At 52.6% G+C, this 25,625-nt stretch carries 27 protein-coding genes; 11 read left to right on the forward strand and 16 right to left on the reverse strand.

All coding sequences use genetic code 11. The features are described from left to right. The 5 genes from J0L72_04560 to J0L72_04580 all read right to left on the reverse strand — a co-directional run. On the reverse strand, window positions 1-168 hold a 168-nt coding region (locus J0L72_04560), incomplete at its 3' end, for an S-layer homology domain-containing protein (GenBank protein ID MBN8690050.1). Between the two features lie 246 nt (window positions 169-414). Continuing rightward, complete coding sequence (locus J0L72_04565) at window positions 415-1,653, reverse strand: DNA polymerase (GenBank protein MBN8690051.1); 1,239 nt, start codon at window positions 1,651-1,653, stop codon at window positions 415-417. Window positions 1,654-1,692: 39 nt separating this feature from the next. Further along, a complete protein-coding gene (locus J0L72_04570; GenBank protein MBN8690052.1) occupies window positions 1,693-3,963 on the reverse strand; it encodes a hypothetical protein in 2,271 nt (756 codons plus the stop codon). Window positions 3,964-3,996: 33 nt separating this feature from the next. Beyond that, window positions 3,997-4,806: a GTP cyclohydrolase I FolE2 gene (locus J0L72_04575; GenBank protein ID MBN8690053.1), complete on the reverse strand. Its 810-nt coding sequence runs from the start codon at window positions 4,804-4,806 to the stop codon at window positions 3,997-3,999. A gap of 134 nt (window positions 4,807-4,940) precedes the next feature. Continuing rightward, window positions 4,941-5,084 (reverse strand): hypothetical protein, encoded by a 144-nt coding sequence (locus J0L72_04580; protein MBN8690054.1) that lies wholly within the window; start codon window positions 5,082-5,084, stop codon window positions 4,941-4,943. 164 nt (window positions 5,085-5,248) lie between these two features. Between J0L72_04580 and J0L72_04585 the strand changes: the two genes are divergently transcribed. The 5 genes from J0L72_04585 to J0L72_04605 are packed head-to-tail and all read left to right on the forward strand — an operon-like array spanning window position 5,249 to window position 9,585. Then, window positions 5,249-5,956: a M50 family metallopeptidase gene (locus J0L72_04585; protein MBN8690055.1), complete on the forward strand. Its 708-nt coding sequence runs from the start codon at window positions 5,249-5,251 to the stop codon at window positions 5,954-5,956. A gap of 14 nt (window positions 5,957-5,970) precedes the next feature. Beyond that, window positions 5,971-6,909, forward strand: coding sequence for an ABC transporter ATP-binding protein (locus J0L72_04590; GenBank protein MBN8690056.1), 939 nt, complete (start codon window positions 5,971-5,973; stop codon window positions 6,907-6,909). Further along, complete coding sequence (locus J0L72_04595; GenBank protein MBN8690057.1) at window positions 6,906-7,910, forward strand: ABC transporter permease subunit; 1,005 nt, start codon at window positions 6,906-6,908, stop codon at window positions 7,908-7,910. Before J0L72_04590 ends, J0L72_04595 begins: the two co-directional genes overlap by 4 nt. After that, window positions 7,907-8,818, forward strand: coding sequence for an ABC transporter ATP-binding protein (locus J0L72_04600; GenBank protein ID MBN8690058.1), 912 nt, complete (start codon window positions 7,907-7,909; stop codon window positions 8,816-8,818). The genes J0L72_04595 and J0L72_04600 overlap by 4 nt, the downstream gene beginning before the upstream one ends. Before the next feature lie 5 nt (window positions 8,819-8,823). Then, complete coding sequence (locus tag J0L72_04605; protein ID MBN8690059.1) at window positions 8,824-9,585, forward strand: ABC transporter permease subunit; 762 nt, start codon at window positions 8,824-8,826, stop codon at window positions 9,583-9,585. A gap of 8 nt (window positions 9,586-9,593) precedes the next feature. Here the strand turns inward: J0L72_04605 and J0L72_04610 are convergent, their stop codons facing one another. From J0L72_04610 to J0L72_04620, 3 genes are all read right to left on the reverse strand, one after another. Continuing rightward, complete coding sequence (locus J0L72_04610; protein ID MBN8690060.1) at window positions 9,594-10,250, reverse strand: CoA transferase subunit B; 657 nt, start codon at window positions 10,248-10,250, stop codon at window positions 9,594-9,596. A gap of 94 nt (window positions 10,251-10,344) precedes the next feature. Further along, a complete protein-coding gene (locus tag J0L72_04615; protein MBN8690061.1) occupies window positions 10,345-11,067 on the reverse strand; it encodes a 50S ribosomal protein L1 in 723 nt (240 codons plus the stop codon). Between the two features lie 62 nt (window positions 11,068-11,129). Then, on the reverse strand, window positions 11,130-11,291 hold the full coding sequence (locus tag J0L72_04620) for a hypothetical protein (protein MBN8690062.1): 162 nt from the start codon (window positions 11,289-11,291) through the stop codon (window positions 11,130-11,132). 150 nt (window positions 11,292-11,441) lie between these two features. Between J0L72_04620 and J0L72_04625 the strand changes: the two genes are divergently transcribed. Beyond that, window positions 11,442-12,617, forward strand: a complete 1,176-nt coding sequence (locus J0L72_04625) for a saccharopine dehydrogenase NADP-binding domain-containing protein (GenBank protein MBN8690063.1) — start codon at window positions 11,442-11,444, stop codon at window positions 12,615-12,617. A 56-nt stretch (window positions 12,618-12,673) separates the two neighbouring features. Here the strand turns inward: J0L72_04625 and J0L72_04630 are convergent, their stop codons facing one another. The 3 genes from J0L72_04630 to mtnA all read right to left on the reverse strand — a co-directional run bounded on the left by J0L72_04630 (window position 12,674) and on the right by mtnA (window position 16,257). Further along, window positions 12,674-13,324 (reverse strand): hypothetical protein, encoded by a 651-nt coding sequence (locus J0L72_04630; GenBank protein MBN8690064.1) that lies wholly within the window; start codon window positions 13,322-13,324, stop codon window positions 12,674-12,676. Further along, a complete protein-coding gene (locus tag J0L72_04635) occupies window positions 13,321-15,213 on the reverse strand; it encodes a hypothetical protein (protein MBN8690065.1) in 1,893 nt (630 codons plus the stop codon). The genes J0L72_04630 and J0L72_04635 overlap by 4 nt, the downstream gene beginning before the upstream one ends. An 81-nt stretch (window positions 15,214-15,294) precedes the next feature. Further along, window positions 15,295-16,257, reverse strand: a complete 963-nt coding sequence (mtnA, locus tag J0L72_04640; GenBank protein MBN8690066.1) for an S-methyl-5-thioribose-1-phosphate isomerase — start codon at window positions 16,255-16,257, stop codon at window positions 15,295-15,297. A 66-nt stretch (window positions 16,258-16,323) separates the two neighbouring features. On the opposite strand from mtnA, the gene J0L72_04645 reads away from it, so the two are divergent. Then, window positions 16,324-16,668 (forward strand): hypothetical protein, encoded by a 345-nt coding sequence (locus tag J0L72_04645; GenBank protein MBN8690067.1) that lies wholly within the window; start codon window positions 16,324-16,326, stop codon window positions 16,666-16,668. A gap of 176 nt (window positions 16,669-16,844) precedes the next feature. Next, window positions 16,845-17,546 carry a CoA transferase subunit A gene (locus J0L72_04650; protein ID MBN8690068.1) on the forward strand — a complete coding sequence of 234 codons (702 nt, stop codon included), beginning with the start codon at window positions 16,845-16,847 and terminating at the stop codon, window positions 17,544-17,546. Between the two features lie 62 nt (window positions 17,547-17,608). Here J0L72_04650 and J0L72_04655 read toward each other — a convergent pair whose 3' ends face one another. Continuing rightward, window positions 17,609-18,148 (reverse strand): peptidylprolyl isomerase, encoded by a 540-nt coding sequence (locus tag J0L72_04655; GenBank protein MBN8690069.1) that lies wholly within the window; start codon window positions 18,146-18,148, stop codon window positions 17,609-17,611. 210 nt (window positions 18,149-18,358) lie between these two features. After that, window positions 18,359-19,648 carry a hypothetical protein gene (locus J0L72_04660; protein ID MBN8690070.1) on the reverse strand — a complete coding sequence of 430 codons (1,290 nt, stop codon included), beginning with the start codon at window positions 19,646-19,648 and terminating at the stop codon, window positions 18,359-18,361. 219 nt (window positions 19,649-19,867) lie between these two features. On the opposite strand from J0L72_04660, the gene J0L72_04665 reads away from it, so the two are divergent. Beyond that, complete coding sequence (locus tag J0L72_04665) at window positions 19,868-21,472, forward strand: menaquinone biosynthesis decarboxylase (protein ID MBN8690071.1); 1,605 nt, start codon at window positions 19,868-19,870, stop codon at window positions 21,470-21,472. On the opposite strand, the gene J0L72_04670 is transcribed toward J0L72_04665, so the two are convergent. The 3 genes from J0L72_04670 to J0L72_04680 all read right to left on the reverse strand — a co-directional run bounded on the left by J0L72_04670 (window position 21,469) and on the right by J0L72_04680 (window position 23,867). Next, window positions 21,469-21,831: a hypothetical protein gene (locus J0L72_04670; GenBank protein ID MBN8690072.1), complete on the reverse strand. Its 363-nt coding sequence runs from the start codon at window positions 21,829-21,831 to the stop codon at window positions 21,469-21,471. The two genes, J0L72_04665 and J0L72_04670, sit on opposite strands and share 4 nt — an antisense overlap. A gap of 143 nt (window positions 21,832-21,974) precedes the next feature. Next, window positions 21,975-22,814 carry a hypothetical protein gene (locus tag J0L72_04675; protein MBN8690073.1) on the reverse strand — a complete coding sequence of 280 codons (840 nt, stop codon included), beginning with the start codon at window positions 22,812-22,814 and terminating at the stop codon, window positions 21,975-21,977. 27 nt (window positions 22,815-22,841) lie between these two features. Beyond that, complete coding sequence (locus J0L72_04680; protein ID MBN8690074.1) at window positions 22,842-23,867, reverse strand: hypothetical protein; 1,026 nt, start codon at window positions 23,865-23,867, stop codon at window positions 22,842-22,844. Window positions 23,868-23,999: 132 nt separating this feature from the next. Here J0L72_04680 and prfA point away from each other — a divergent pair, with 132 nt between their 5' ends. Both prfA and maf read left to right on the forward strand, forming a co-directional pair. After that, complete coding sequence (gene prfA / locus J0L72_04685; GenBank protein MBN8690075.1) at window positions 24,000-25,064, forward strand: peptide chain release factor 1; 1,065 nt, start codon at window positions 24,000-24,002, stop codon at window positions 25,062-25,064. Next, on the forward strand, window positions 25,054-25,620 hold the full coding sequence (maf, locus tag J0L72_04690) for a septum formation protein Maf (protein MBN8690076.1): 567 nt from the start codon (window positions 25,054-25,056) through the stop codon (window positions 25,618-25,620). The genes prfA and maf overlap by 11 nt, the downstream gene beginning before the upstream one ends. Window positions 25,621-25,625 lie beyond the last annotated feature (5 nt).

The raw sequence follows: 25,625 nt of genomic DNA on the forward strand, positions 1-25,625 counted from the left end.
GCCATCTGGGTAACCCACGAGAATTCCTTCTCGCTTCAGGTTCTCAATGGCTTCAAATGCCCAGTGATTTTCCGGTACGTCCGGGAAGTTATCTTGTGCCATTGCAGGTACGACAAACAGTGTCGTCGTGGCAACAGCCAATGCTAGTTTAAGTGTTCGAGTCTTCATTACTGATTTCTCCAGACAACCAGTCTTGGTTCCTGGGAAATCCTTCACACCTGCGCCTTCCGAATGGCTCGCGCTGCAACTTTCCTTAAGTTCCCTACAGCGCGTTTCGCTACTCAAATCACGCGGCCTGAATTCATTCCTTGGTCAAGACCGAGAGCCACCTAGGGTGCCTCTATCTAGTATTATGGCGAGTTCTTGATTTTTTTGCAAGTTTTGCATCAACTGAAGTCAAAAACATGGAACAAATTAGTCCTTTTGTCCCCATTCGTGGTCACCTGAACCCTCAACAAAAAGCTCGGTCTTTTGGAATGCGATCTTTTCGCTAGCCATCCACTTGGCACGCTGAACTCCTGCCAGGTACACCGTTTGCTTGCCGAATTTCTGATTGACTTTATCCAGAGCCTCGCTGAAAGCCACCGTGCTCCGGTCTGTAAACAAACTTGGTGTTGCCATCCCAGCCGGTTCGAGATCGCCGAAATTCACCGCAACCAAATTCGGATTCACAAAGTTGCTGGATTCCCACAGTTTCAGCGCGATGTCTGTCAGGTGAACCGTATCGCTCGTCGAATCGATCCGAAGTGACGCATCCCAAGATCTGGTGCGGCCCTTCACTGAGATAGAAATGTGCCCCGCAACGAGACCCTCTGCACGCAACCGAGAAGCAGCCTTGTGCAATAGCCTAAGCATCACTTGCTTGGCTCCTTGCTCCGTGCGCATTTTGGGCGGCAGAACATGACTATTGCTCATGCCCTTACGTTCAGTCTCTGGAAGTGAGAGCCGTTCGCCCCTAAGCAGATGCCACCATCGCTCACCGACGATGGAGCCCCAAGCTGCTTTTAGCTCCGATGCGGAAGCGCGGCACAAATCTTCGACCGTGAAAATTCCATGAGCTTGCATCCGAGCCAACATCGCGCGATTGATTCCTGGCAGATCGGTGAGTTTTAGCCCGAACAGAGCGTGCGGGAGTTTGTCATCGCTCAGAATGACCAGGCCATCCCGTTTGACGAGTTCCGTACCCACTTTTGCGAGAAAGGAGTTCGGAGCAATTCCAATACTGCACTGCATTTGGCTACCCACCTCGCTCCAAATCGCTTGCTTGATCTCCATAGCCAAGCGCTCGGCTTCTTGCGGCGCGCACTCCTTACCGAACAGATGACATTCAAATTCATCGATACTGTGCACCTTTTCGATCGGAAGCACTTTTTCAGCTGCCGCGATCACGAGTTTATGATAGTGAACATATTTGGCCGGAGTGGCATCCACCAAGGTCAAATTGGGGCATCGGAGCATGGCATCGCTCACGCGCATCACAGTCTTGACACCCGCCGCTTTTGCCTCTGCGCTCGCCGCGATGACGAACGTCGAATCCGCGATCATCGGTACCACCGCGATCGGCTTGTTGCGCAGTTCTGGGCGATCCTGTTGCTCGACCGAAGCGAAAAACGAATTCAGATCAAGAAACAGAACGCGGAGTGGGTGGGCCAATTCCACTCCTCCATAATACAAACTTTAATAGACTTTCGTCTACTGTTTTAGGCCAAAAACTCTAACTTCTCTGATCTGACCAGTGCGCCCCGCCAAAAAGTCGATTCGGATGAATCTCGCTAGCCGTGCGGGTCCGTGATAGGCGATCTCCTCGCCAGTCCCTCGGTTTGCGATCATCCACAATCCGGCTATCTCCGTAGCCCACGGGCGGGCAGAATCGATGCGTTGCCCAGTTTGATAAGTCGAAATCCTGAACTTCTCCGGCAGATTTCCGCCAGCGGCGTTGAGAACGATCTCACCGATGGTTCGGTCTTTTTGAAGATCAATTTCAATCCAACTTCCACTCTCACCAGTGATCGGGACGCTCGTTGAATTGTCCTCGTCGGTCAGAGACGCTAGGAGAGCCGGAGGACGATTGGCACTATCGCTCACAAACCGGCCTTTTGCGATATTGGAATTTCGCAAAATCGGACCATCCGGCAGCGAAACCTTAAGCGCCACCATTGCAGAATCCGTGTTGCCTCTAGCGAAGGCATCGATCAATTGCCATCGCTTAATGAAGGTCACTGCGGATTCGCCGTCGCGGGTGATTTTCACCATCACGACCGGTGAATCCCCGATCAGCGACTTCAATTGTGGCACCTGTGCAACGCCCGCCTTAGCATCGAGCGAAAGTGCCGGTGTCTCCGAGAACTGGCCCGATTCCGACGACGGATAGAGGTCGATCTTGATCGCGCGCAACAGTTGATTGTTCTCGCTTAACACACGGATCATGGCGGAATCCGGAATCATCGACTTATTCGACAGATTTGGATTGACGAGCTTCGCCTGAATAAAACCGAGTTCCGTTGCGGAAAGTAGTCCGGAAGGTTGCGGCATTACTAGGGCAAAGCTTGGATCAAGCCATGGCTCCGCCACCACTCCCAGCACGGTCGGTAATCCGGTCTCATCTCGAGTATCTCCACCACCCATGATTCCGGGGAACGGATCTTTGCTCGACCGTCCGGTGGTGGACGTTCGCGGAATCTGCTGGACGCTGAGGTCTGAACATCCAAGTGAGGATAAGAGCAATCGGCTCGCGGTTCTCAGATCAAATGTACTGATCTTTGGTGCGGAATCAGATTCAATGATGCGTTGCAAGCGGACTGATGTCGTGCAGCCGTCTAAAGCAAAACTGAATCGACTCTGGGGTAATCCGGTGTCATTCAAGAACCGGACCCCTGACGATAGCCAAGCTCCAGCTCCGCCCTGAGAATCGAGCTTTGCCTTGTCTTCTGGCCGCAGAGCGACGGTGATCGGGAAAGACATTTCTGGTCCGGCCCAACTGTTGTTCGCCGGGTTGAGATCGGATGCTGTGCCTTTCGCAACGACTGACACGAGACGCTTTCGAGGATCGGCAACTCGTTCGAAAGCGATGGTTGCGTCTGCGGTGGCGCTTCCCTTTGGCGAGATTGCCGGGACCGATACCACCATCGGAGTTCCCATCACATCAAAGTTCACTTCGACTGGACCGGTTGTCGCATCACCGTGATTCTTGAGTCCGACCGTCCATTTGACGGGTGTGCCGTTCGCCGGGAATCCTGCAGAAAAATCGATATCCGTGCTCAAAGTTTCAATTGCAAGATCTGAGCCTGTTGCTAGCAGATTTTCTGTCGATATTTCGAGCGTCGGTCGTGCGCCCAAAGCTTCTGAACTCGAAAAATCGACTTGGTTCTTGAAGATCACCGCAAAGCCGTAATTCTCCCACGGACGTGAAAGCATTTCCTGAACGGCTTCTCCGAGCCCGGAAATCGCGAATCTTCCGTTCTCATAAGAAGTAGTCACATCTCGAATGAGCGACGTATCTTGAGTTCCTTTTAGCCCAGCAGATTGCCAACGTTGCGGCTTGAGGCCCCCAAGGCGGTCTTCCCAGGTCACGGCAGAAGAAGGCGATTTTGCTCCGGCCTCAATCGGCACAGTGTATAGCCCGACTCCGCGGCGATCTGGCCCTTCGCCCCAGCGCTGATTGATTCGATAGATCCCTTCGAGCCGAGGCTCTTCTCCAATTTCCTGATTGAGCACGAGGCTCGCGTCGGCGACCCTTTTGGCGGCTCCTAATGCTGCTCCCAGACCTGAAAATCGGATCAGGATGACCTTGCCTGGACCTCCAGAGAGCAGTGGGTCTCGGCCAAAGTTTTTGGAAGGAGCCGATGCGTCGACAAATGAATCTGAAACTGCCCAGTATCCAAACTCCGATCCGTCCATCGCCCCGCGAGAAAGCGAGTGTGAACCTGAAAGCGCCAAAAGGGAAACCAAGCTAGCCGAAAGCATATTGGTATTTTAGACGCTCATCTCCCAGTGAATTTACGGAGATTTGGTTCGCTCGATGAACGCATAGGCGTTGTGAGCGTGGATCGACTCATGGTTTTCGACCTCAATCGAGTACCACACGATCCGCTCGTCAGCATCGAATCCGCGCGCGACCTCTCGAATCATGTCTTCAACAAATCTCGGATTATCGTAAGCGAGTTCGGTTACGTGCTTTTCGTCTGGACGCTTCAAAACAGGATACAGAGGTGCCGAGGCTCTCTCTTCAATCATCTGGATCACTTCCTCGATCCAAACATGATTGTTTGTTCGGACGCGAACAGTGACATAACCACGTTGATTGTGCGCGCCGTAAGCGCTGATCTCCTTGCTGCACGGGCAGAGCGTTGTCACCGGCACGACAATCTGCATCACAAAATCAGTCTCTGCGCCACCCACCGATTCGAACCGGCAATCGTAACCCATGACGCCGACCTTCTGAGTGACTGGCGCCGGCTTATTGATAAAGTAAGTGAAATCGACCGTGAGGTGGGACCGCTCCGATTGAAGCCGATGCCGCAAGTCTTCGAGAATCTTCGGGATTCGATGGACGCTGACTTCGCCTCGATGCTCGTTCAGAACCTCGAGGAATCGGCTCATGTGGGTGCCTTTGAAGTGGTGAGGCAGATCAACCGTCAAGGTGAAAACGCCAACGGAATGCTGCATCTGATTCGACCGATCCATCACCTGAATGGGGTACGTGATGTTTCGCACACCGACGCGATCGATCGGGATGTTCCGCTCGTCGCGGCTGTTTTGCATATCCGCCAGGGTCACTGCGCTTGAAGTGCTCTTCTCAGAATCCATATTTCTTCTCGTAATTGCCTTACGATAGTTCGCTTGGAATGGTTCGCTGGACCAAAAACCAGCCGTTCAAACATACCTGCGGCCAACTATCCCCATTTGGAGACAATTGGCCGCGTTTAATTTATTAGTTTGGTTTACTCAGTTTTGGCTTCGCCGCCTTCAGCAGCGCCACCAGCGGTTTCACCCGCAGGCTTTTCCTCTGTAGGAGCCGACGAACAACCTGCCACCACGGCACCCAAAACCAACGAAACCATAAAAATACTCATGAACTTCTTCATATACTTCTAAACACCTCCGGTAATTTTTAGCTCACGAAGCCATCTGACCAAGCGAACTAACAGCATTTAAGCAGATTTCTGCATTTAGTGCTTGAAGTTGATACGAGGGTGACGCACCATTGGATTCAACCAGGACGAAAGTCATAGCTCAAAACCGGCTTTGCTTGACGTCCGTACACCTAGACATGGCCGCCAAAAAGTTGCATCCGGGGACAATCGTGCTGATCACCAGCGCGGTGTCTTTGGCACTTTGGTTTGTGCCGTTCACTCGTCACTTTTTGCTGCCACTGGTCTACCTCAACACACATTTTCACGAGAGTTGTCACGCGCTAGTTTCGATGGCGACTGGCGGTCAAGTTGAACGAATTGAGGTCTATGCGAGCGGTGCCGGAGTCACTCTAAGCCGGGGAGGAATTCTGGCGCTTTCGGCCAGCGCGGGGTATTTCGGTGCATCGGTAATCGGGGGAGTATTAATAGCCTGCGCGAGGTCCGTCAAGGCGAGCCGAATCGCGCTGATGACTTCTGGAATCGGGCTCGCAATCATGCTCGGGCTTTTCATTCGAGCAGATCTCATCGGAATCATTTCTGCTTCCGTTTGGAGCTTCGCTTTGATCTTCTCCAGCCAGAAACTGCCCGAAAAAGCGGTACCGATCTTCACCGGTTTTCTTGGCTTTCAGCAATGCCTCACGAGTATTCAAGCGCTGACAACCCTGTACCTGATCTCTAGCACGACAAACGGACATAGCGATGCCAAGATCATGGAGCAGCTCACATACATTCCGGCCACCGTCTGGTCACTCTTCTGGATTTTGGCCAGCGTTTTTGCCATCGGTTTTGGCTACCGCCATGCATTGCGCGGGAGCTTGAAGTAAAGTCAACAAATCCTATGATTGCCCCACCGAGCCTCGCAGCAGTTGCGTCAGTACAGAATCTCACGGTTCGGTATGGGCGGTTTACCGCTCTTAACGACTTCAGCGTTCAGATTCCAACTGGTTGTGTTGGCCTGCTTGGGCCGAACGGAGCGGGAAAAACCACTCTGATCAAATCTCTGCTCGGATTCTTGACACCGAGTTCAGGCAGCGCAACCGTTCTAGGTTCAAACACTCTGAAAGAAGGGGCAAAAATTCGGCAATTGGTCGGATTGATGCCAGAACAAGACTGCCATCTTCCCGGAATGCCGGCGGTCGCGTTTGTGGCGTATGCCGGAGAACTCGCCGGAATGCCACGCGCTCAGGCTATTCGGCGCGCACACGAAGTGCTCGAATACTCTGGTCTAGGCGAAGCGCGCTACCGAAACATCGAGACATTTTCGACCGGGATGAAGCAGCGAATCAAGCTAGCCCAGGCTCTGGTCCACGGTCCGAAACTGCTGTTCCTGGACGAGCCAACCAACGGCCTTGATCCAAAGGGCCGAGAGGACATGCTCGATCTCATTAGAAGTATCAGCCATGGCAAGGATGTCAACGTCATTGTCAGCAGCCACCTACTCAAAGACATCGAAAGAACCTGCGATCAAGTCGTGGTAGTCGTCGGTGGGCAACTGAAAATGCAAGGTTCGATCAGCGAGCTCACCAAGATAGAAGGTGAACCGGTGGATGTTGAGTTGCTTGAACCCAGCGAGGCATGGGCTCAGCAGATGATCAACCACGGGGCAAAAATCCTCTATGCCGAACGCTATTCTTACCGAATTCAATTGAACAAACCGATGCCTGAAGTTTCAAAAGCCGTTTTCGATGTGGCGAGAGCCACCAATTCTCAAGTTCGGGGCATCCAAGTAGCTCGCCGATCGCTCGAAGAGGCGTTCCTGGAGGTCGTCCAGAAATGAGCCAAATCAACCCGATTGCAGACCTCACGTATCGCAGTTATGACGGACCTCTAAATCCACCAACTCGAATCTGGTGGGTCATTGCGCGGACGATGACCTTGCAGGTTTTCAAGCGAAAACCGTACTGGATCGGCACCGTTCTCAGTGGCTGGTACTTCCTCGTCATGCTGACCATCATTTTTGTGCTCGAAACCTTGGGTGGCACTGCGGGCGAACAGGGTGGTTCAGAGCTGAATCGGTTCATCTCCACCATCAATTGGCGGGACACGATGTTGATCGGCTTCTCGTTTGGGCAGCTGATTTACATGCTGATCGCGCTCCTTATCGGTGCAGGAAGTATCGCCAACGATAACCGTGCAAACGCACTGCTGGTGTACTTGAGCAAGCCGTGTACTCGGCTCGATTACGTTGTTGGGAAGTTTGTCGGCATGCTCATTCCTCTGTTCATCTCGATGGCGCTACCGACGACAATCTTCTTCTTGTACGGTTCGTTGAGTTATCGAGGCTACGGCTTCCTAAAGGAACCCCTCGCCTACCCATCGTTGCTGTTCGGAATCCTGATCAGCGCCATTTTGCATACTGCACTAGTCCTCGGAATCAGCTCGTTGTTTAAGCAAGGCAGACTCGCGGGGGTGCTGTACGCTGGCATTTACCTGGTCGCCAATTTGTTTACCCAGCTGATGAAGGCGGTCTACATCTCGGATCAAAACCTCGTTTATGTGGCTTCCAGAGCGCTCTTTGGTGGAATGATCGAGAGCGAAATCGCAATGCGAAATCCGATTGTCAAGCTCCTCTTCTACGGTTCAATCGACGGGTTGTCGATCGGCATTTCGAAAGCGATCATGGGAACAGATGGGTCAGCACCGTTTGACGGCCAGTCTCGGATTCCGCAAGTCCCCGCACCTCCCACTTTTCCGATGATACTGATCATCGGCGGGCTGGTTGTGGCTGGAGTCGCGATTTTCTATCGCAAGGTCAAAGCAGTGGAGGTGATCGGTTGATCGAACTCACAAATGTTTCGCGGTGGTACGGGCTGGTCATCGGTCTCAACGATATCACGACCACCATTGGGCCTGGAATCACGGCGCTTATCGGCCAGAATGGCGCGGGAAAATCGACGCTACTCAAGATCATCACCGGACAGATCCGCCCAACAACAGGCGATGTCAAAGTGTTTGGGCACGAGCCGTTCGCCAACCCAGAGGTCTACAAACACCTGGGTTACTGCCCAGAGATCGATCAGTTCTACGAACGATCGACCGGGCGAGAATTCGTGACCAAAATGGCGCGGCTTCAAGGACTTGGTGCCGGCGAAGCGAAGCGACGGACCGGTGAAACGCTCGAAATGGTAGGCATGGCGGATCGCTGTGACAAGCCGATCGCCGGGTATTCGAAAGGGATGCGGCAACGGATCAAGCTGGCACAAGCGATGTTGCATGAGCCGGAGATCATCCTACTTGACGAGCCTCTGAACGGTCTGGACCCGGTTGGTCGACACGAGTTTATGGGCGTGATCGGCGATCTTGCCGACCGAGGGAAATCCATCATCGTCAGCAGTCACATTCTTTTCGAGGTGGAGCAAATGACCCGCAACATCCTTTTGCTACATCGCGGACGATTGATGGCGACGGGTAACTTGCGAGCGATTCGTGCGCTAATCGACAAGCATCCACACCGGATAAGGATCGATACTCCAGACCCCAGGAAAGTCTCCTCGCACATGGCATCGCTTGACAACATCATCAGCCTAGATATCGACCGCGACGGGGTGACGATGGAAGTCCGGAATGCGGACACATTCTATTCCGCGTTCGGACAAATCGTTCTCGATCATCAACTAGAGATCACTGGATTTTCGAGTCCAGACAACAACTTGGAAGCTGTGTTTGGCTACCTGGTGGGAGGCTAAGCGCAATGTTGGGATACATCTTTTCGAGCACATTAAAGGAGATGCTCAGCTTCCGCAAGCTCGCGGGCTGGCTCCTCGTTATCTTGATCGTCGGCGGTCTGGGTTATGGCTGGATCACATTGAGGCAGACCCAAGTTAGTCCGCTCGCCACATTCTCCGGCTTGATGGAAATCATGGGATTCCGCCTCGTGGGTCTGTTTGCGGCGGTTTTTAGCACGACGGTGATTGCCGCCGAGGTCGAGCAACGCACCATTGTCTATCTGCTAACACGACCGATTCCAAGGTGGCAATTGCTAGTGGGAAGGACGCTCGCGGCGATGGTTGCCGTAGGCTTGCTCTCCTCTTTACTCGTTCTGGTCATTTATGCCGTTTCGACAAAAGGGGCTTCCAACACAAGTGCGTTGATCCAGGATTTGGGCGTCGTTTGGCTTGGTGGCGCGGCAAACTGCGCCTTGTTCGTGTTCTTCTCGTTGATCCTCAATAGATCGCTGATTTACTGTCTGCTGTTTACATTCGGGTGGGAAGTTTTCGTGCCCAACATGCCCGGCGAGTTGTTCTATGCATCGATCTACAGCCACATGAAGGCGCTATCGGCATACGAAGTTGGCTCATCGGTCGACACCGGAGCGATCGTCAACGCCGCCGCTGCGCCGATTCAACATCCGGTAGCGATCGCCGTACTTTCCGGAATTGCCGTTGTCGGGCTGATTTTGAGCGCGTTTTGGTTCACTCAGTTCGAATACGTTCCGCGCGAAGACGCGGAGTGAAGTATCGCTTAAACTGAAACGGGCTTTACCGACTCCGAAACGGTGAAGCTCGCTTCGGTCTTCTGGCGAATCTCGTCGACATCTACATCGCTCGCGTGTTCAATCAACACGAGACCCGAAGAAGTGACTTCGAACACAGCGAGATCGGTGATAATCATGTTCACGCAGTGCTTACCAGTCAGGGGCAGTTTGCACTCCTTGAGCACTTTGGATTCGCCGGCTTTGTTGGTGTGCTCCATGACGACTACCACGCGCTTTGCTCCCGCTACGAGATCCATGGCACCACCCATGCCTTTCACCATTTTGCCTGGGATCATCCAATTGGCCAAATCGCCATTCTCGCTGACTTCCATCGCCCCAAGAACGGTCAGGTCGATATGCCCGCCTCGGATCATCGCGAAGCTTTCGGCGGAGTTAAAGTAGCTGGATCCCGGGATCTCTGAAATCGTCTGCTTACCTGCATTGATCAAGTCAGCATCGACTTCATCTTCGAACGGAAACGGACCCATTCCCAGCATGCCGTTTTCGCTCTGTAGAAGAACATGCATACCGTCCGGAATATGGTTGGCAACCAGTGTCGGGATACCAATGCCCAAATTAACGTTAAACCCATCTTTGAGTTCGGCAGCGGCGCGCATCGCGAGTTGATCACGGCTCAGTGGCATGGCACTATGATACCGGGCAAATGGGCAACCTGAAAAAAATTCAGCCCCTGGAGCCAAGCCCAGGAGCTGAATTTGGGATGATCGATTACTAAGACTATTCGGAGAACTTGGTTACGTCCGAGACGTCCAGCGGGAAGCCTGGGCCCATCGTGCTCGAGAGAGTGCACGAGACCAAGTATTTGCCCTTGGTGCTCGAAGGCTTTGCCTTGATCACTGCATGAACGGCTGCCTTGAAGTTCTCTTGAATCTGCGCGGAGGTGAAGTTCACCTTGCCAAGAGGCACGCTGACCACGCCGCCCTTGTCAGCTCGGTACTCGATACGAGTTGCAGCTTTGATTTCCTTAACTGCATTGCCGATTTGGTTGGTGACGGTGCCATTTCGCTTGTTCGGAGTCTTGGGGCCGAGGGCCTTACCAATCTTTCCGATCTGTGGCGCCATTTCTTCTGTGGCCAAAATGACGTCGAATTCCTTGAATCCACCTTGAATCTTGGTGATGAGGTCGTCGGAGCCCACGAAGTCGGCGCCGGCATCCTCAGCTTCCTTCACGTGATCGCCCTTTGCCAGAACGGCAACGGTTTTCTTCTTTCCAGTTCCGTGAGGGATGTTTGTGGTACCTCGGACGTTTTGATCGCTCTTCTTAGGATCAATTCCGAGCTTGATGCTGACGTCGATGCTCTCGACAAACTTGGTGCTGGCTGCTGCCTGAACCTTCTCAATCGCCTCTACTACGGAATAGAGCTTGTCGGCTTCGACATGCTGAGCGGCGGAGATGAATCGGTTCGAATGGGGTTGCTTTCTCTTGTTTTTTACTGGCACTGTGTCCTCCGTGGTGATATCGGCTCGCCAACAGGCTCACCTCCCACAAGCGCGGATTGTACCTAGTTCTGACGCGAAACGTCAACTTTGGCGGGCTGAGTTTGTGCCACCACGGACTTGATGATTGATCCAGAAATCACCAAAATCGCCAAGACTCCAAGAAACCATCCTTCCCAAGCCTTTGGTCCTTTACCCTCGGGTTTGTGCCCGCAACAAGACTTCATTGTTGTGAAACATTATGCCAGCAATAAGGCGCATGAATAGACCTCCTCGTATCAATGCTAGGGGAGGAATAAGGGGATGGGCCGGGTAAACTGGCAGATACGGAGTATGGCCATCCTAGATGAGCCGAACCAACGGAGCTTCGATCACCTATGAGTAAAACTTACGCAATTATTGGCTCGGGCATGCAGGGCACTGCTGCTGCCTACGACCTGGCAAAGTTCGCCAACCCAGCCAAAATCTTGATGGGCGATGTCAGCCTAGAACAAGCACAGAAGAACACTGACCGAGTTAACCATTTGGTTAATAGCAATATCTGCCACCCACAAAAGGTCGATGCCTTGAACGAAGCAGAGCTCTTCGCATTTTTGAGCGATGTTGATGTTTTGATCAGCTGCGTTCCTTACTGGATGCATCCGCGAATCGCGAAGGTCGCCATCAAAGCTGGCACCCACATGTGCGATTTGGGTGGTAACACCGAAGTCACCATGGAGACACTCGAGCTCGACTTCGCTGCGAAGGAAGCTGGCGTTTCTCTGGTTCCAGATTGCGGCTTGGCACCAGGACTGGTCAACAGCCTCGGCATGTATCTGATGGAGCAAATGGACGAGCCGGATACTATCAAGATGTATTGCGGTGTCCTGCCCCAAAATCCGAAGCCACCATTCAACTACAAGCTGACCTTCAACGTTGAAGGATTGGTCACCGAATACGACTATGAAGCGGTTGTTCTCAAGGACGGCAAAATCGCCCATGTCGACACCCTCGCTGACCTCGAAGACCTTCAAGTAGATGGTCTTGGCAAGATGGAAGCTTTCAACACATCGGGTGGCACCAGCACTGCGCCGTTCACCTTTGAGGGCAAAGTCAAGAATTACGTTTACAAGACGATTCGCTTCCCAGGCCACTGCGAGCGAATGCGAATCTTTAAGGACTTTGGATTCTGGAACGAAGAAAAGGTCAATGTTCGCGGCACAGAAATCGTGCCTAAGGATGTTTTCAATGCCGTTTTCGGTCCAGCGCTAGACAAGTTTGTGGATCGCGACATGTGCGCAGTTCGAGCTGTCGGTACGGGCACCAAGGGCGGCAAGCCTGTCAGCCTCCAGATCGACATTCTGGATAAGGAAGACGAAGCTACCGGATTCACTAGCATGGAACGATTGACCGGTTTTAGCGTCGCAATCTACGCGATTGAAGCAGCCGAAGGTCGCATTCCAAATGGCGCCATTCGATATGAAGAAGCCGTCACTGGCACCAAGTTCGTCGAAGAGATTCAAAAGCGAGGAATTAATCTCACTTTCTCGGACAACCTGGTCGGCGCAAACTAACCTACTAGTTCCGAAAATAAAGAAGGGCGAACCCATATCGGTTCGCCCTTCTTTTGTCATTTAACTCGAACTCGTATTCGCTCAGAAAGCCCGGTTCCTGCCCCAGTGGTCACTTCGAGGGTGTGTGAACCACGTTCCATATCAATATTGAATCGCCAATAGCCTTCTTCATTCGCGGTGGTCTTGAACGGCCGTCCACCGTCGATCGTCAGGTAGACGCGAACTCCCGGTGGAGCTTGTCCGCGAAGCAAGACAGGTCCCTTTTCCATCTCGCCGCCATCATCGTGCGAGGTGATCTTCAAAGTGGTGTCGTCAAGCTTGGAGAGCACATCTTTTACGGTGAACTTGACTGGCGCCGATTTTGGTCCCGATGCACCAGAATCGAGTTCGTACCGAACCGTCACTTCATGCCGGCCTGGGTCAAAATACGAGGTCAATTTCCAATTGCCTTTCTCATCAGCGATTGCGCGATTGACGAACGTGTCGCCTTCGTACAACAACACGATCCCGTCCTTCTTGGCTGTGCCAGAAAAGGTCACCACCGTATCATCAAACTGTGCGCCGCCTTTCGGGACAGTGATCTTTGGTGAGCCGGATTCTTGTGCAACGGATTGGAGTCCAAGTCCTGCGATCATGCAGAGCATGGCGACCAAGATTCGGACAATCGCCCATCCCTTAAAAATGTCGTTCCGTTCGCCCGGCATCATGATAACTCACCCAGTTCAGACGACCGGATAACGCTTTCGCGCAGATGACTGATCTCGCGGTTCGCCGCGGCAAGGGCTTCTCTAGCCTCCAGTGCGTCCGCCTGAGTCTGGCTCAATTGAACTGTTACTTCGCCGATTCGAGTTCGGAGTTCGTCAACGTTTGCATCACCGCCCCCACGCATGGATCGCAGTCGCTCGTTCTCTTCTCGAATCTGACTCAGCTCAGCGATTTCACCACGCAAGGACCGCAAGTGCTCTGTAGTTTTCTGCAATTCTGTGCGGTTCAATTCGTTTTCGCGCTTGTACTGTTCCATAGCGTGTACAAGGCTTTCGACCTTCTCGCGCAGTGGATCAATTTCGGCCACCGTGTCCTCCTTTCGAGCGATCTCATCGATCAGTCGGAGGTTTTCGGATCGAACTTCTTCCAATTGCTCAGCCGCCACTCGAAGGACTTCAGATTCAGCCTGGACTTTGACCAGCGACTGCCGAATACCTTCAGATTCAGACTTGGACTGATCGAGCTCTCGTCGCATCGAATCCAGTTGTCCTAGGTGGGCTTCTGTTTGAATCAGCTTCGCGCTGAGTGCTTCCACTTCCCCATTCTTCTGGGCGAGCAATTGCTCTAATGCCTCCACCTTTTCGGAGATTGCATTCGAGTTTTCGACCTGCTCCTGCAGACTCAATGCGGCAGACTTGGCTTGGTTGAGTTCCTGAATTCGATTTTCGAGTTCAGATTCGAGCGCTCGGACTTGTTGATTCAACAAATCGACTTGTCCCGATTTGAAATCCGCATCAACCAATTGGTTAGAAAGTCGTTGAAATTCACCGCGCATTTCATCGGCTTCGTTCATCTGAGACTTCAACTCTTCGACATAATTTTGTAACCGGACGAGTTCGCTCTCGGCTGCTCGCCGTGAGTTCTCGGATTGATCCAATTCGGATTGAAGTCGATTGACGTCTTCAGTCGATGAACTAACTGCGAAGTTGACCGCACGGAGCTGCTCCAGCTCCTGCTTTGTCGCATGGAATTGCTGCACATATTCTGCGAGTAGTTCGTTTTCTTTCTTCGAAGTAGCCAGAGCGGAAGCGGTCGTTTCGAGCTGCTTTTGAAGCAATGCGAACTCGCCGATATTAGCCACTGCTCCAGCACCCGACTGCTTGATCTCTTTGAGTTCTTCGCGAAGAGCTGCAATTTCTTCGTCTTTCGACTGGAGCGAAAGTTGCAATTCTTGGGCCGATGTCTGCTTCGATCGCAGTTCGGAAATTTGTTGGTTAAGAAGTTCGTTTTGGAGTCGGAGTTTCTCTTGCGATGCCAATTCGGCATTGACCTGGCTAGCCTGTGAAGATTCTGAAGCCCGGAACCGCTCGTATTCCTCTTTGAGTTCCTTGAGTGCCGATTGAGCTTCTTCATTTTCGGCGTTAGCCGTGTTTAACCGGTTGGTTAAATCGTCGATCTTCGCCAGATAAGGCGATACATCTGGAGCGGCCACAGGAGGAGCCGCTTTGAATTCTTCCATTTCGGACTTTGCCGTTTCCAAGTCCTTTTGCAACTCGCTTCGCTGGTTTGAAACTTTCTCCAGCTCAGCGGCGAGCAACCGGATTTTCTCTTCATATGGGGCAACATCAACTGCACCCGAACTGGCCATTCCATCGCGCTCTCGGGAAACAGTTTCAAGAGAAGATTGCAGTTGAAGGATCGTCTGTTCGGCGTCTTGCAGCTTCACCTGAGTGCTTTCTAACATCCGTGAGCGCTCTTGCAACGACTTGATTGCGCGATCGTCCACGCCGCCCGCCATGATTCGCTTGCGGAAGTAGACCCAGTCAATCCCGAAGGTCAACAGCATGGCACCGGCGATGGCCAGCAACAACGTTCCAATGTTCAGATCCATAGATTACGAAGCTCCGATCATTTCTACAGCGGGACAGTGCCACACGTAAAAATGCTTAGTGGAATTATCGGCACCTAAGTTCTAAAACCTAAAGGGTTTTGTGAAAATTCCCGCTTCGGTGACAATCCCCGAAATGAGATCGCAAGGAGTCACGTCAAACCCTGGATTCCAAACCGGGCAGTTCTCTGGAGCGATTCGCACGCCTTCAATCTCGGTGATCTCGGAGCTCTCACGCTCTTCGATAGGAATATGGCTTCCGTCAGGGATTTGGGCATCAATCGTGCTGCTTGGAGCGGCAACATAGAATGGGATGCCGTAGTGGTTTGCTGCAACTGCAAGGCTTAACGTCCCGATCTTGTTCGCAGAGTCGCCGTTCGCCGCGATCCGGTCTGCTCCGACTATGACCAAGTCGGCCATCCCTTGCGAAAGCAGGCTTGCCGCGGCTCCATCAACGATGGACTTGAACGGAATTCCTTCCTTCATGAGTTCCCAAGCGGTCAGTCGCAAGCCCTGCTGACGGGGCCGTGTTTCGCACGAATACACGAAAATATCGCCGTCATGAGCTTCAAACGCGGTCCGGATGATCCCCAAAGCCGTGCCGTGGCCTGCAGTTGCCAAAGCTCCGGTATTGCAAATGGTGAGGATTCGTGCGCCCTTCTTGATCAAGCTAAGTCCATGGTTTCCCATCGCTTGGTTCATCGCAAGATCTTCTTCGTCAATGGCGATCGCTTCTTTCAGGATGGCCTCGAACGTAAATTCTTGGACATTGGCGATCCTATCGAGCGCCCAAAACAGATTGACTGCGGTGGGTCGGCTCGCGCGCAAGCCAGCATCGGCTTCTGCGCGGTCTGCACCTTGTTTCGCCGCCAGCGCCATTCCATAAGCCGCCACGACTCCGATGGCTGGTGCACCTCGCACGACCATGGTCTTGATGGCATCAACAACATCTCGCCAATCGGTATAGAGAATCCAATTCTCTTGGGCAGGTAACAGCCTCTGGTCCAACAAGTACAACGAATCAGATTTGAACTCGATTGCGCGCAAATTCACGAGTCAAAAGGTACCCGACGCCAAGAATTGCCAATGAATCGCGCTCAGTCCGCGTAAATCATGGTGATCATGAAAGTGCTGGTGTTTGAAGACAATCTGGTATGGAGTAGCAGACTTCTGCAGACTTTGAGGCACCTTGGGCACGAGCCCACTTTAATGAAGTGCGAAGAATTTGAACCTAACGGTGCGGAAGTAGCGATCGTAAACTTAGGTTCAGGAACTCTACCAGCCGCCCAAATCGTGCCGAAGCTGAAAGCGTTTGGGGTTCATGTCATCGGCCATTCGGGTCACAAGGAAAAAGGTCTTCAAGCGTCCGGTGCCGAACTCGGCTGCGATCAAGTGGTTTCGAATAGTCAACTGACATTCAAACTAGATCAACTTCTGGCCAACATTTCCGGCTCATAACCCCGCGTAAATACTAGTTTTTGCAGTCAACGTTGATATTTTCCGGTGCATTTTCCATACTACTCGTGACTGCAATCAAAAAAGGAGAATTTCCTTATCCATTATTCGGGACGCTTTTTCAGCGTCCCATTTCTTTTTGTCCCAAGCGACTTCCGGCTCTCAAGTAAAATAGGCCCATGGCAACCGTATTCGGTTCGGCGAAAGAAGCGCTTGAGGGCCTCTTGTTTGATGAGATGACCATCATGAGTGGCGGCTTTGGCCTCTGCGGTATCCCGGAGCATTTGATTCTGGCGATTCGCGACTCTGGGGTCAAGGACATCACCGTCATCAGCAATAACTGCGGCGTGGATGATTTTGGGCTCGGGCTATTGCTCCAAACCAAGCAGATAAAGAAGATGCTGAGCAGTTATGTTGGCGAAAACGCCGAATTCGAGCGGCAGTACCTCAGTGGCGAATTGGAACTTGAGTTTAATCCGCAAGGCACATTGGCAGAAAGAATCCGCGCCGGTGGTGCTGGGATTCCCGCGTTTTACACTAAGACGGGCTACGGCACGTTGGTCGCCGAAGGCAAAGAAACTAGGCAATTCAATGGCGAATGGTACGTGATGGAAACGGGGCTGGTGGCAGACCTTTCAATCGTCAAGGCGTACAAGGCCGATAAGCTGGGCAACCTTGTCTATCGCAAAACGGCTCGCAACTTTAACCCAATGATGGCGACCGCAGGCAAAGTGACCATCGCTGAGGTCGAGCAGGTTGTCGAAGCTGGAGAACTCGACCCGGACGGCATTCACACCCCCGCGGCGTTTGTCAACCGAATCGTATTAGGCGTTCCGTTTGAAAAGCGAATCGAGCGCGTTACCACGACCAGCCGAGCCTGAGATTCCGGCAAGAAGAAGCCCCCGATCACTTGGTGATCGGGGGCTTTGTTTTTACCAAATGGTTAGTTCTTTGGAGCCTGGTACTTTTCCAGCTTGCAGTCGATGATCCGTGCATCATCGCTATTCTTTGGATTGTCGTTTCGATCTCGATCCAGCATCACAATCTTTTCAATCACTTCCAAGCCCTTGATAACCTGACCGTAGATGGTGTACTGGTTATCGAGGTGTGGAGAAGTCTTGTGCATCAAGAAGAATTGACTTTGCGCCGAGTTCGGGTCAGCGGTTCGAGCTGCGCTCAAAATCCCAGGAACGTGCTTGAGACTGTTGAACTCTTGCTTGAGCATTGATCCATATCCGCCCATGCCGTCGTTGCTCTTGTCGCCATCCTTCGTATTTGGATCGCCGCCCTGAATCATGAATCCAGGAATCACTCGGTGGAAAAACGTCCCCTTGTAGATGCCTTTGGTCACGCACTCTTTGAATCGAGCGACGTGATTTGGAGCGACGTCAGGGAAGAATTGGATTGTAATGTCGCCTTGTGCTGTCTTGAGTACGGCGACTTCTTCCCCATCTTTTGGCACTCGGCCAGTGGGGGTCTGCATTGTTTCGTTCATGGTTTCAGGAGCTGACGACTCCGTGGATGAAGTGTCCTTGCTCTCCTCAGTCTTAGCGACGTCCGACCCTGAAGTCTGGGAAGCTGTGGTGCCGGTATCAGTACTGGCCACCGGAGATGAAGAATCGCTGCAGCCCACCATCAGGAAGGCTGCAACGATTGCGAAGGGCACAAACTTTGCCGTCATAACGGCAATAGTTTACTGCCCGCGACCGGTAAGTGCGTACTTTGAACTTACAATTTTTAGATCTAGGTTCGTTACATAACCATCGCCGTCCAAGTCGGCACGTGCATCCCACGTGGGGAGGGACGCCCAAGTGCCAACTTTTGACTGGACGAGACGGTAGTCGGCAGCATCAATCGTATTGGAGCCATCTGCGTCGCCATTGACGAGAATGAACTCCGCAGTCGATTTGCTCGCATCGCGGGAGTCGATGCGAACGGTGCGCTGCAGGAATGTTCCGATTTTGACCCGAAGGTCATACTCCCCGAGGAACTGTGGAGAGAGCACGCTGAAGGTGCCATCGGAGTTGAGTGGAACGGTACGGCTTTGAATGGTCACTCCAGATCCTGGCCAGCCGATTTCGACGGTGACGCTGGACACTGGAGGCACGGGGTTGGTGCGATCTCCGAACGTGATTTTGCAATCAATGCTCGGATTCACGCGTTCGATATACCAGGGTTGAGTGAGACTCACTGTTGATGGCAAGAGGTTGCCGAGTACGGTTAAGGATGGGACTTGCAGTTTGGCCACATTGGTTTGGGCCCAGACGGTGGAGAGCAGCTCTCCTTTAGAGTTGAATTTGATGCCAAGCGGCTGACCGGGGACAGCTACGAAGCCCAAAAAGTCACCATTTGGTGAATAACGATAGATGCGCTGATTGTTTGAACTGGTGACGTACCAATTGTTATCTGGTCCCCAAGCAAAACCTTGGATGTCCCAAATGCCTCGGCCAGGTGCGATCACATCACCCATCGTGGTGCCAGAAGCAGGATCGAACTCCTCGATTCCGCCTCCGATGTTGGAGTTGAAGCTAGCATATATGCGTCCAGCGCGCACCACGACCGCTTGATAAAGTCGAGCAGTGTTCGGCGGGCTGACCCATGACACGAGTCCAAAACGGCTCAACGTGCCCATGTTTCGATTCGCAACAACAAGGTCGCGATCATAAAAGGCAAGTCCGTGTGGCTTCGGCGTAGTCTGAAAATTGTCGACAAAGACGCCGGCTTCCGTATACCGTTTGATCTGGTTCGTGCCGTAGCTACTTACATAGAGCAGGCCATCAGGGCCATATGAAAAGCCCATCGGGTTGGTGAGACCGCCTCCGCTCGCCATCGTTCCCATAAAGGCCCCCGTCAAGTCATCCGCTAGGATCACACGGTTTCCTGAATAGTCTCCAATAGCAACACGTCCGGCGTGAGCAGAGCCGACTGCGCTCACTAGTAGCGCAACGCTCAAAATCTTGCGAATCTTCCCCAAGTTCGTCATGTTTCCGAGCATCCTCTTCCATCGCTTTCATCAGAATTCACCAGCAATTGGCGTTTTCCTAGCAAGGGTAATGGCTTAATCCCGAATCGTTTCTAGTAGCGATTTCACTGGCTGGTCAGGATGCTGACGGCGAACCTACTGGCGTGAGTTTTGCGGGGACTCTGAACCTCGTCGCCCAAGACATTACGAGGGTTTTAAACGTAGACTAGTCAGAGATTCATGGCATATCAAGATTTCCAGCATTTTCTTGAAGTTCTGACCCAAAAACGAGAGCTGAAAACCGTTTCGCTTCCGATCAGCCCGTATCTGGAGATCACAGAAATCGCTGATCGTGCCATGAAATCCGCAGGCCCCGCGTTGTTTTTCAACAACGTCGTTGGCCCAAAACACCGCATGGGCACTCCGAATCCCAAGAGTGCAGTGATGAATTACCCCTCGATTCACGATTCTGCGTCACAGTTTTTCGGAGCAAGTTTCGTCAGCGGCAATCCGAGCCCTTCTCCAGATTCTGACCAAATGGTGAATTACAAATACCCGGTTGCGATCAACACCATGGGATCTCGAAAGCGCATGAGTCTCGCTCTAAGCTGCGACGATTTTGAGGAGCATGCCGACCGGATTCGCAAGCTTTTGAAGGCGCCCAGCGACATGCCAAAGTCTCTCACAGAGAAGCTGAAAATGGCCTTTGAGCTGGGTGGTGAAGTCAAGACCACTGCCCCCAAGCTGGTCGGCTCCGGACTTTGCCAGGAAGTTGTGATGATGGGGGATGAGGTCGATCTCACCCAGTTCCCAATTCTCACTTGCTGGCCAGAGGATGGCGGCCCTTATGTCACGCTTCCGCTCGTTTTCACTCACGATCCTTCTACCGGCAAGCGAAACGTGGGGATGTACCGAGTGCAGCTTTACGATAAGAACACTTGCGGTATGCACTGGCAGATGCACAAAACCGGCATGCGCCAAATGGAGGATGCGGGCGCGGCTGGTAAGAACAGATTTGAAGTCGCGGTGGTTCTCGGCGGCGATCCTGTTTACAATTTCTGCGCGATCTCCCCGCTTCCCCCTGGGATCGACGAGATGGTTTTTGCCGGATTTTTGCGCCGAGAGAACGTGCGTACGGTCAAATGCAAGACGGTGGATGTCGAAGTCCCTGCCGATGCGGAAATTGTGATCGAAGGGTATGTCGATCCGTCCGAACGGCGTATCGAAGGGCCTTTTGGCGACCATACCGGCTACTACTCTTTGGCAGGCGATTTCCCAGTTTTGCATGTCACAGCGGTCACGATGCGCAAGCAGCCTGTTTGGCCCGCAACGATCGTTGGCATTCCTCCGATGGAAGATGGCTGGATGGGCAAGGCTGTCGAAAGGATCTTCATGCCGATGATTCAACTCACGGTTCCGGAGATTGTAGATATGAACCTACCGGTGGACGCCTGCTTCCACAACGTCGCCTTCATCAGCATCAAAAAGAAGTATCCAGGGCACGCTTATAAGATCATGAATGCGGTTTGGGGCCTCGGGCAGCTTGCGTTCACGAAGATGGTCTTTGTGTTCGACGAAGATACGAACGTGCAAGACATCGGCGAGGTGCTGTTCAGGTTGGGCGCAAACTGCGATCCAATGCGGGACGTGATGATCTCTCGTGGCCCGGTTGATCAACTCGACCACGCCTCTGTGGCTGAAGGATTTGGCGGAAAAATCGGATTCGACTGTACCCACAAGTGGCCAGGCGAGAATGGATTTAGCAGGGATTACCCGAAGCTCATCAAGATGTCCTCTGACGTTAAGTCAAAGATAGATTCGATCTGGGACCAATTGGGGATCTAATCCGGAATCCATTTGACGTGGCCGTCCGCATAGATGATCGCTCGCCCACCTGGACCCTCGACGTATCCCAACCGTGTCTGAGCAGGGTCTTCGATCTCACTCATATTTGCTCGGGGCATCGTTAGAACCAGTCGGCTTGCGATCGACGAGTCTTTGAGATACGGCAGGATCGCCTCCCGAACTCCAGCCGAATCTGGCAAAACATCATCATTGTCGCTGGCATACATGATCAATGCAAGTCCACACTGTTTTGCCTGGTGAATCGCGAGCTTTCGCGCACTGCTCAATTCTGCATATTCCAAGACCTTGATATCGATCGGCACGATTTCAAACCACGAAATCTGGCCACGCCGAATCATCAGTCCAAACGGAAGATCTGGCGCAAGTTGAATCTTATCTACCGATTGAATTCGGGCAACTTTGCTCCTTTTCTGGGGCTCAACATTAGTTTGATAATTGAGAACGGACTCGATCGTAGCATTGCCGTTCAAGTCAGCTCTTGCTAAGAATTCTGCCCTCTGCACATAAAATTGTCCAGGAATGCGAGTTCATAAACACTTTTCTTATCGACGGAACTGTACTTGGCCGAAACTGGATCCCAGACAATCCAGCTTCCTATCGTGTACTGAACGCCCTTAAAGCCCAGGTACCACTCTCCCGTCGCGGGGTCTGGTGATTTAACGCCCAGAATTTGGTTTGTAAGAGATGGGCCAGATGCTTTAACCAATTGGTTAGTTTCAGGGTTTATGCCGTAAAGCTCCTGTTGTAGCCCTGTCGCGATGCTTCCCCTGCCTATGAGCAAACCAACGTATTCGGAACCCGGACCAATCAAGGGTGTCACAAGCTCATCGGGATTTTCGAGACGCAAAATACTGCCGCCGCGCTTCGTATTCCCAAAAATCACTCCAATCGAATTCCCTTCCGGATCGGTAGTGAACGAAATAGCTATCACGGACCCTGACTTGTTTGTTTCAGCGCCCAAAAACAATTGGCCGGGCGCCAAAGTTGAGATTTCCACCAACTTCCTTGTCACTCGATTGAACACAGAAAATGACTCTCGGAGGTTACTTGGTGGCTTTGCTTCACCTACCAAGAATGGAGCCGTTTTTGCACTGAGTTCTGTGTTCAGTTTCCGGACAAAGATCAGATCATCGTTGAGCCAATTGGCATCCAGCACGATCCCGGGCCCGGCATCAATTGAACGGAATTCCGACAGCATCCAAGCTTTTGTGTCGTAGCGAATGAACGCATCCGGGTCATCGAAAGGACTCTGAGCCAAACCAAGCCGAGTGAAGAGGCAAAGGCCTACCGCCATCAAAATCCGAATCGCGCCTACATTCATCTTCCGAATCCTTTTGGCGCCGAGCACTCAGATTTGCCCTGCAGATTTCGCCGCCTCAGCTTGACGACGCTTTTCCACAAAAAACTCGTTCACCCAATGCGCTCGAACGGCATTATTTAGTGTCAATTCGGGCAACAATTCTGCGCGGTAAACCGTGTTCGGCACAAAGCTGCGATAGGCCAAGACCCCACCATGGCAAGACCAAGAACCAAGCATGTGGGTTCGTTTCCAGTTATCGCGCTCGTACTGATTCAGTTCGAGTGCCATGTGTGAGACACGCTCTGGGCTCATGACGAGCGGCACAGAAAGTGTGAAATGCAACCCATTTCCGAGAATCGGATGTGGTTCCCGCGTGGTGACATCAAGCACGATCCCACGCGAAGATTGGCTTGCACTCCAGATGAATTCTGCTTGGAGATGAGTGTGATGATCGCTGGTGAACTTCTCTGATTCACGCTCCACTGCGCGTTCGGTATCCGCCCATTCTGGCGCACCATGCCAACGACTTTGCTGCGCCCCTTGAGGTTTGAAGAATGTCTCCATCGCATGGCACATGTTGTCTGCCTGAGTCCGGATTCCCATTGTCGGATGCGCAGATGATGCAGGAATCGCGCCGAGTGACGACACTAATTTCTGTGCGACCATTTGGGCCTCGACGATCTGCAGAATGACCGCAGAAAAAGCCGTTCTCTTCAAATGGACGATGTTTTCTTCGGTGGCAAAGACGCTTGAATGAAGCTTGTATGTATCGTTCGGAGCGTCGTAAACAAGCGCATTGAGAGTCGTGTGGTCCATTTCCCGCTCGAGCGCCAATTCAAACGCGGTTGCTCTGCCACGCCCTCGGATCAAGTCGGTTTCGCAGTGCATGCGATAAGTCGTCGTCGCGTGCTGATAGATTCCTTCTTCACACCAGACTCTTTGGGCGAGATCATTCGCCCACCAGGTGAACCCCTCGTGATCGTCTTCAACGTACCGTTGATCGCTGATCAGTGTTTTGCTGAGCTCCAGTAGCAACTGGTGCCCAAATTTGTCTCCAAGTCTCCAACTCATCATGGCAAGCCTGACTCCTGCTCAAATCGCTCATAGACTCTTTTCGCCCGCCAGCAGCCGTTTTCCTGCCAACCGGTAAAGATACTTACGTCCCGGTCTATGGGTCGTTGCGGCATAAAGTAAAATGGCCTCTATATGAGGGAGAAGCTGTTAGAGATTCGATCGAAATATGACGCCATCGAAGCTCAATTGATGGACCCCGAAATCACCAAGGATCCCGCAGAAATCCAGCGACTCGGCAAGGCTCGCGCCGAGCTTTCAGATTTTGCAGCTGTTATCTCCGAATACTTCCGTGCTGAGGAAGAACTCAAAGGGGCCGAGCAAATGCTCCAAGACCCTGAAATGAAAGAGCTCGCCTACGAGGAGATTCCTGTCCTCAAGGAGAAGCTGGCTCAGTTCGAAGATCAGCTCAAACTGATGCTGATCCCAAAGGACCCAAACGACTCGAAGGACGTGATCGTCGAAATTCGTCCCGCTGCTGGGGGCGACGAAGCCGGATTGTTTGCAAACGAGATGTTCCGGTTGTACTTGCGCTACGCAGAACGGCGACGATGGAAAACAGAGGTGATCGATCTCGAGGAAGATGGCATGGGTTCCATCAACCGAGTCACGTTCAAAATTGATGGGCAAGGCGCCTACAGCCAACTGAAGTTCGAGAGTGGAGTCCACCGAGTTCAGCGTGTGCCTGCCACCGAATCCAGCGGACGCACGCACACTTCAACAGTCACCGTCGCCGTTTTGCCCGAGGTGGATGATGTCGATGTTGAAGTCCGCGATGAAGACCTCGAGATTTCGACTTTTCGGTCGAGTAGCGCCGGCGGTCAGCACGTTCAAAAGAACGAAACCGCGATCCGTATCATCCACAAGCCTACCGGAGTAGTCGTCACCTGCCAAGACGAGCGCAGTCAGCAGCAAAACAAGCTCCGCGCATTATCCGTGTTGCGCGCCAAGCTTTACCAAGCCGAACAAGAGCGGATCGCAAAAGAACGCGGCGATCTGCGACGAGGGCAAATCGGCTCGGGTGATCGAAGCGAGAAGATTCGGACATACAATTTCAATCAGAACCGAATCACCGATCATCGAATCGGCAAGGACGTTCACAACATGATCGGGTTCATGGACGGCGATATTCAAGACATGCTGGACGCCTTGATCCAGGACGACCAGGCGCGACTGCTCGCTGAAAGCAATGCGAATTAAGTACCCCGTTGTGCTTGCGAGCCAATCTCCCAGGAGGCAGGAACTGCTCAAAGCACTCGTGCCCGAATTCACGATCGATGTCCCGGATGTGGACGAAGACGCTTTGACCCTGAGTGATCCAGCACAAACCGCACAGAGGCTGGCGAAAGAGAAGGCACTCGTCGTCTTTGAGCGGCACCCAGACTCACTCGTCATTGCCGGGGATACCGTTGTTTGTCTGGACAACACACAACTCGCCAAGCCAGTCGATCAGGCGGACGCTTGCCGGATGCTCGGGCTCCTTTCAGGGCGCACCCATACGGTAATCACCGGTTTAGCACTGCGATGGCCAGGCGGTTTGATCGCGATCACCGATTCGACCGAAGTCACTTTTCGCACGCTTTCAGCATCAGAAATCGAGGATTACGTCGCGACGGGAGAACCAATGGACAAAGCTGGCGCGTATGGGATTCAGGCCGGTGGAGGCACATTTATCGAATCTGTCAAAGGCTCGGTCAACAATGTAATCGGGCTCCCCACAGAAAAACTGCAGGAAGCCCTTCAACAGGTTAAATAGCCGAA

The organism is Armatimonadota bacterium (genome assembly GCA_017303935.1).
Lineage (GTDB): Bacteria > Armatimonadota > Fimbriimonadia > Fimbriimonadales > Fimbriimonadaceae > JAFLBD01.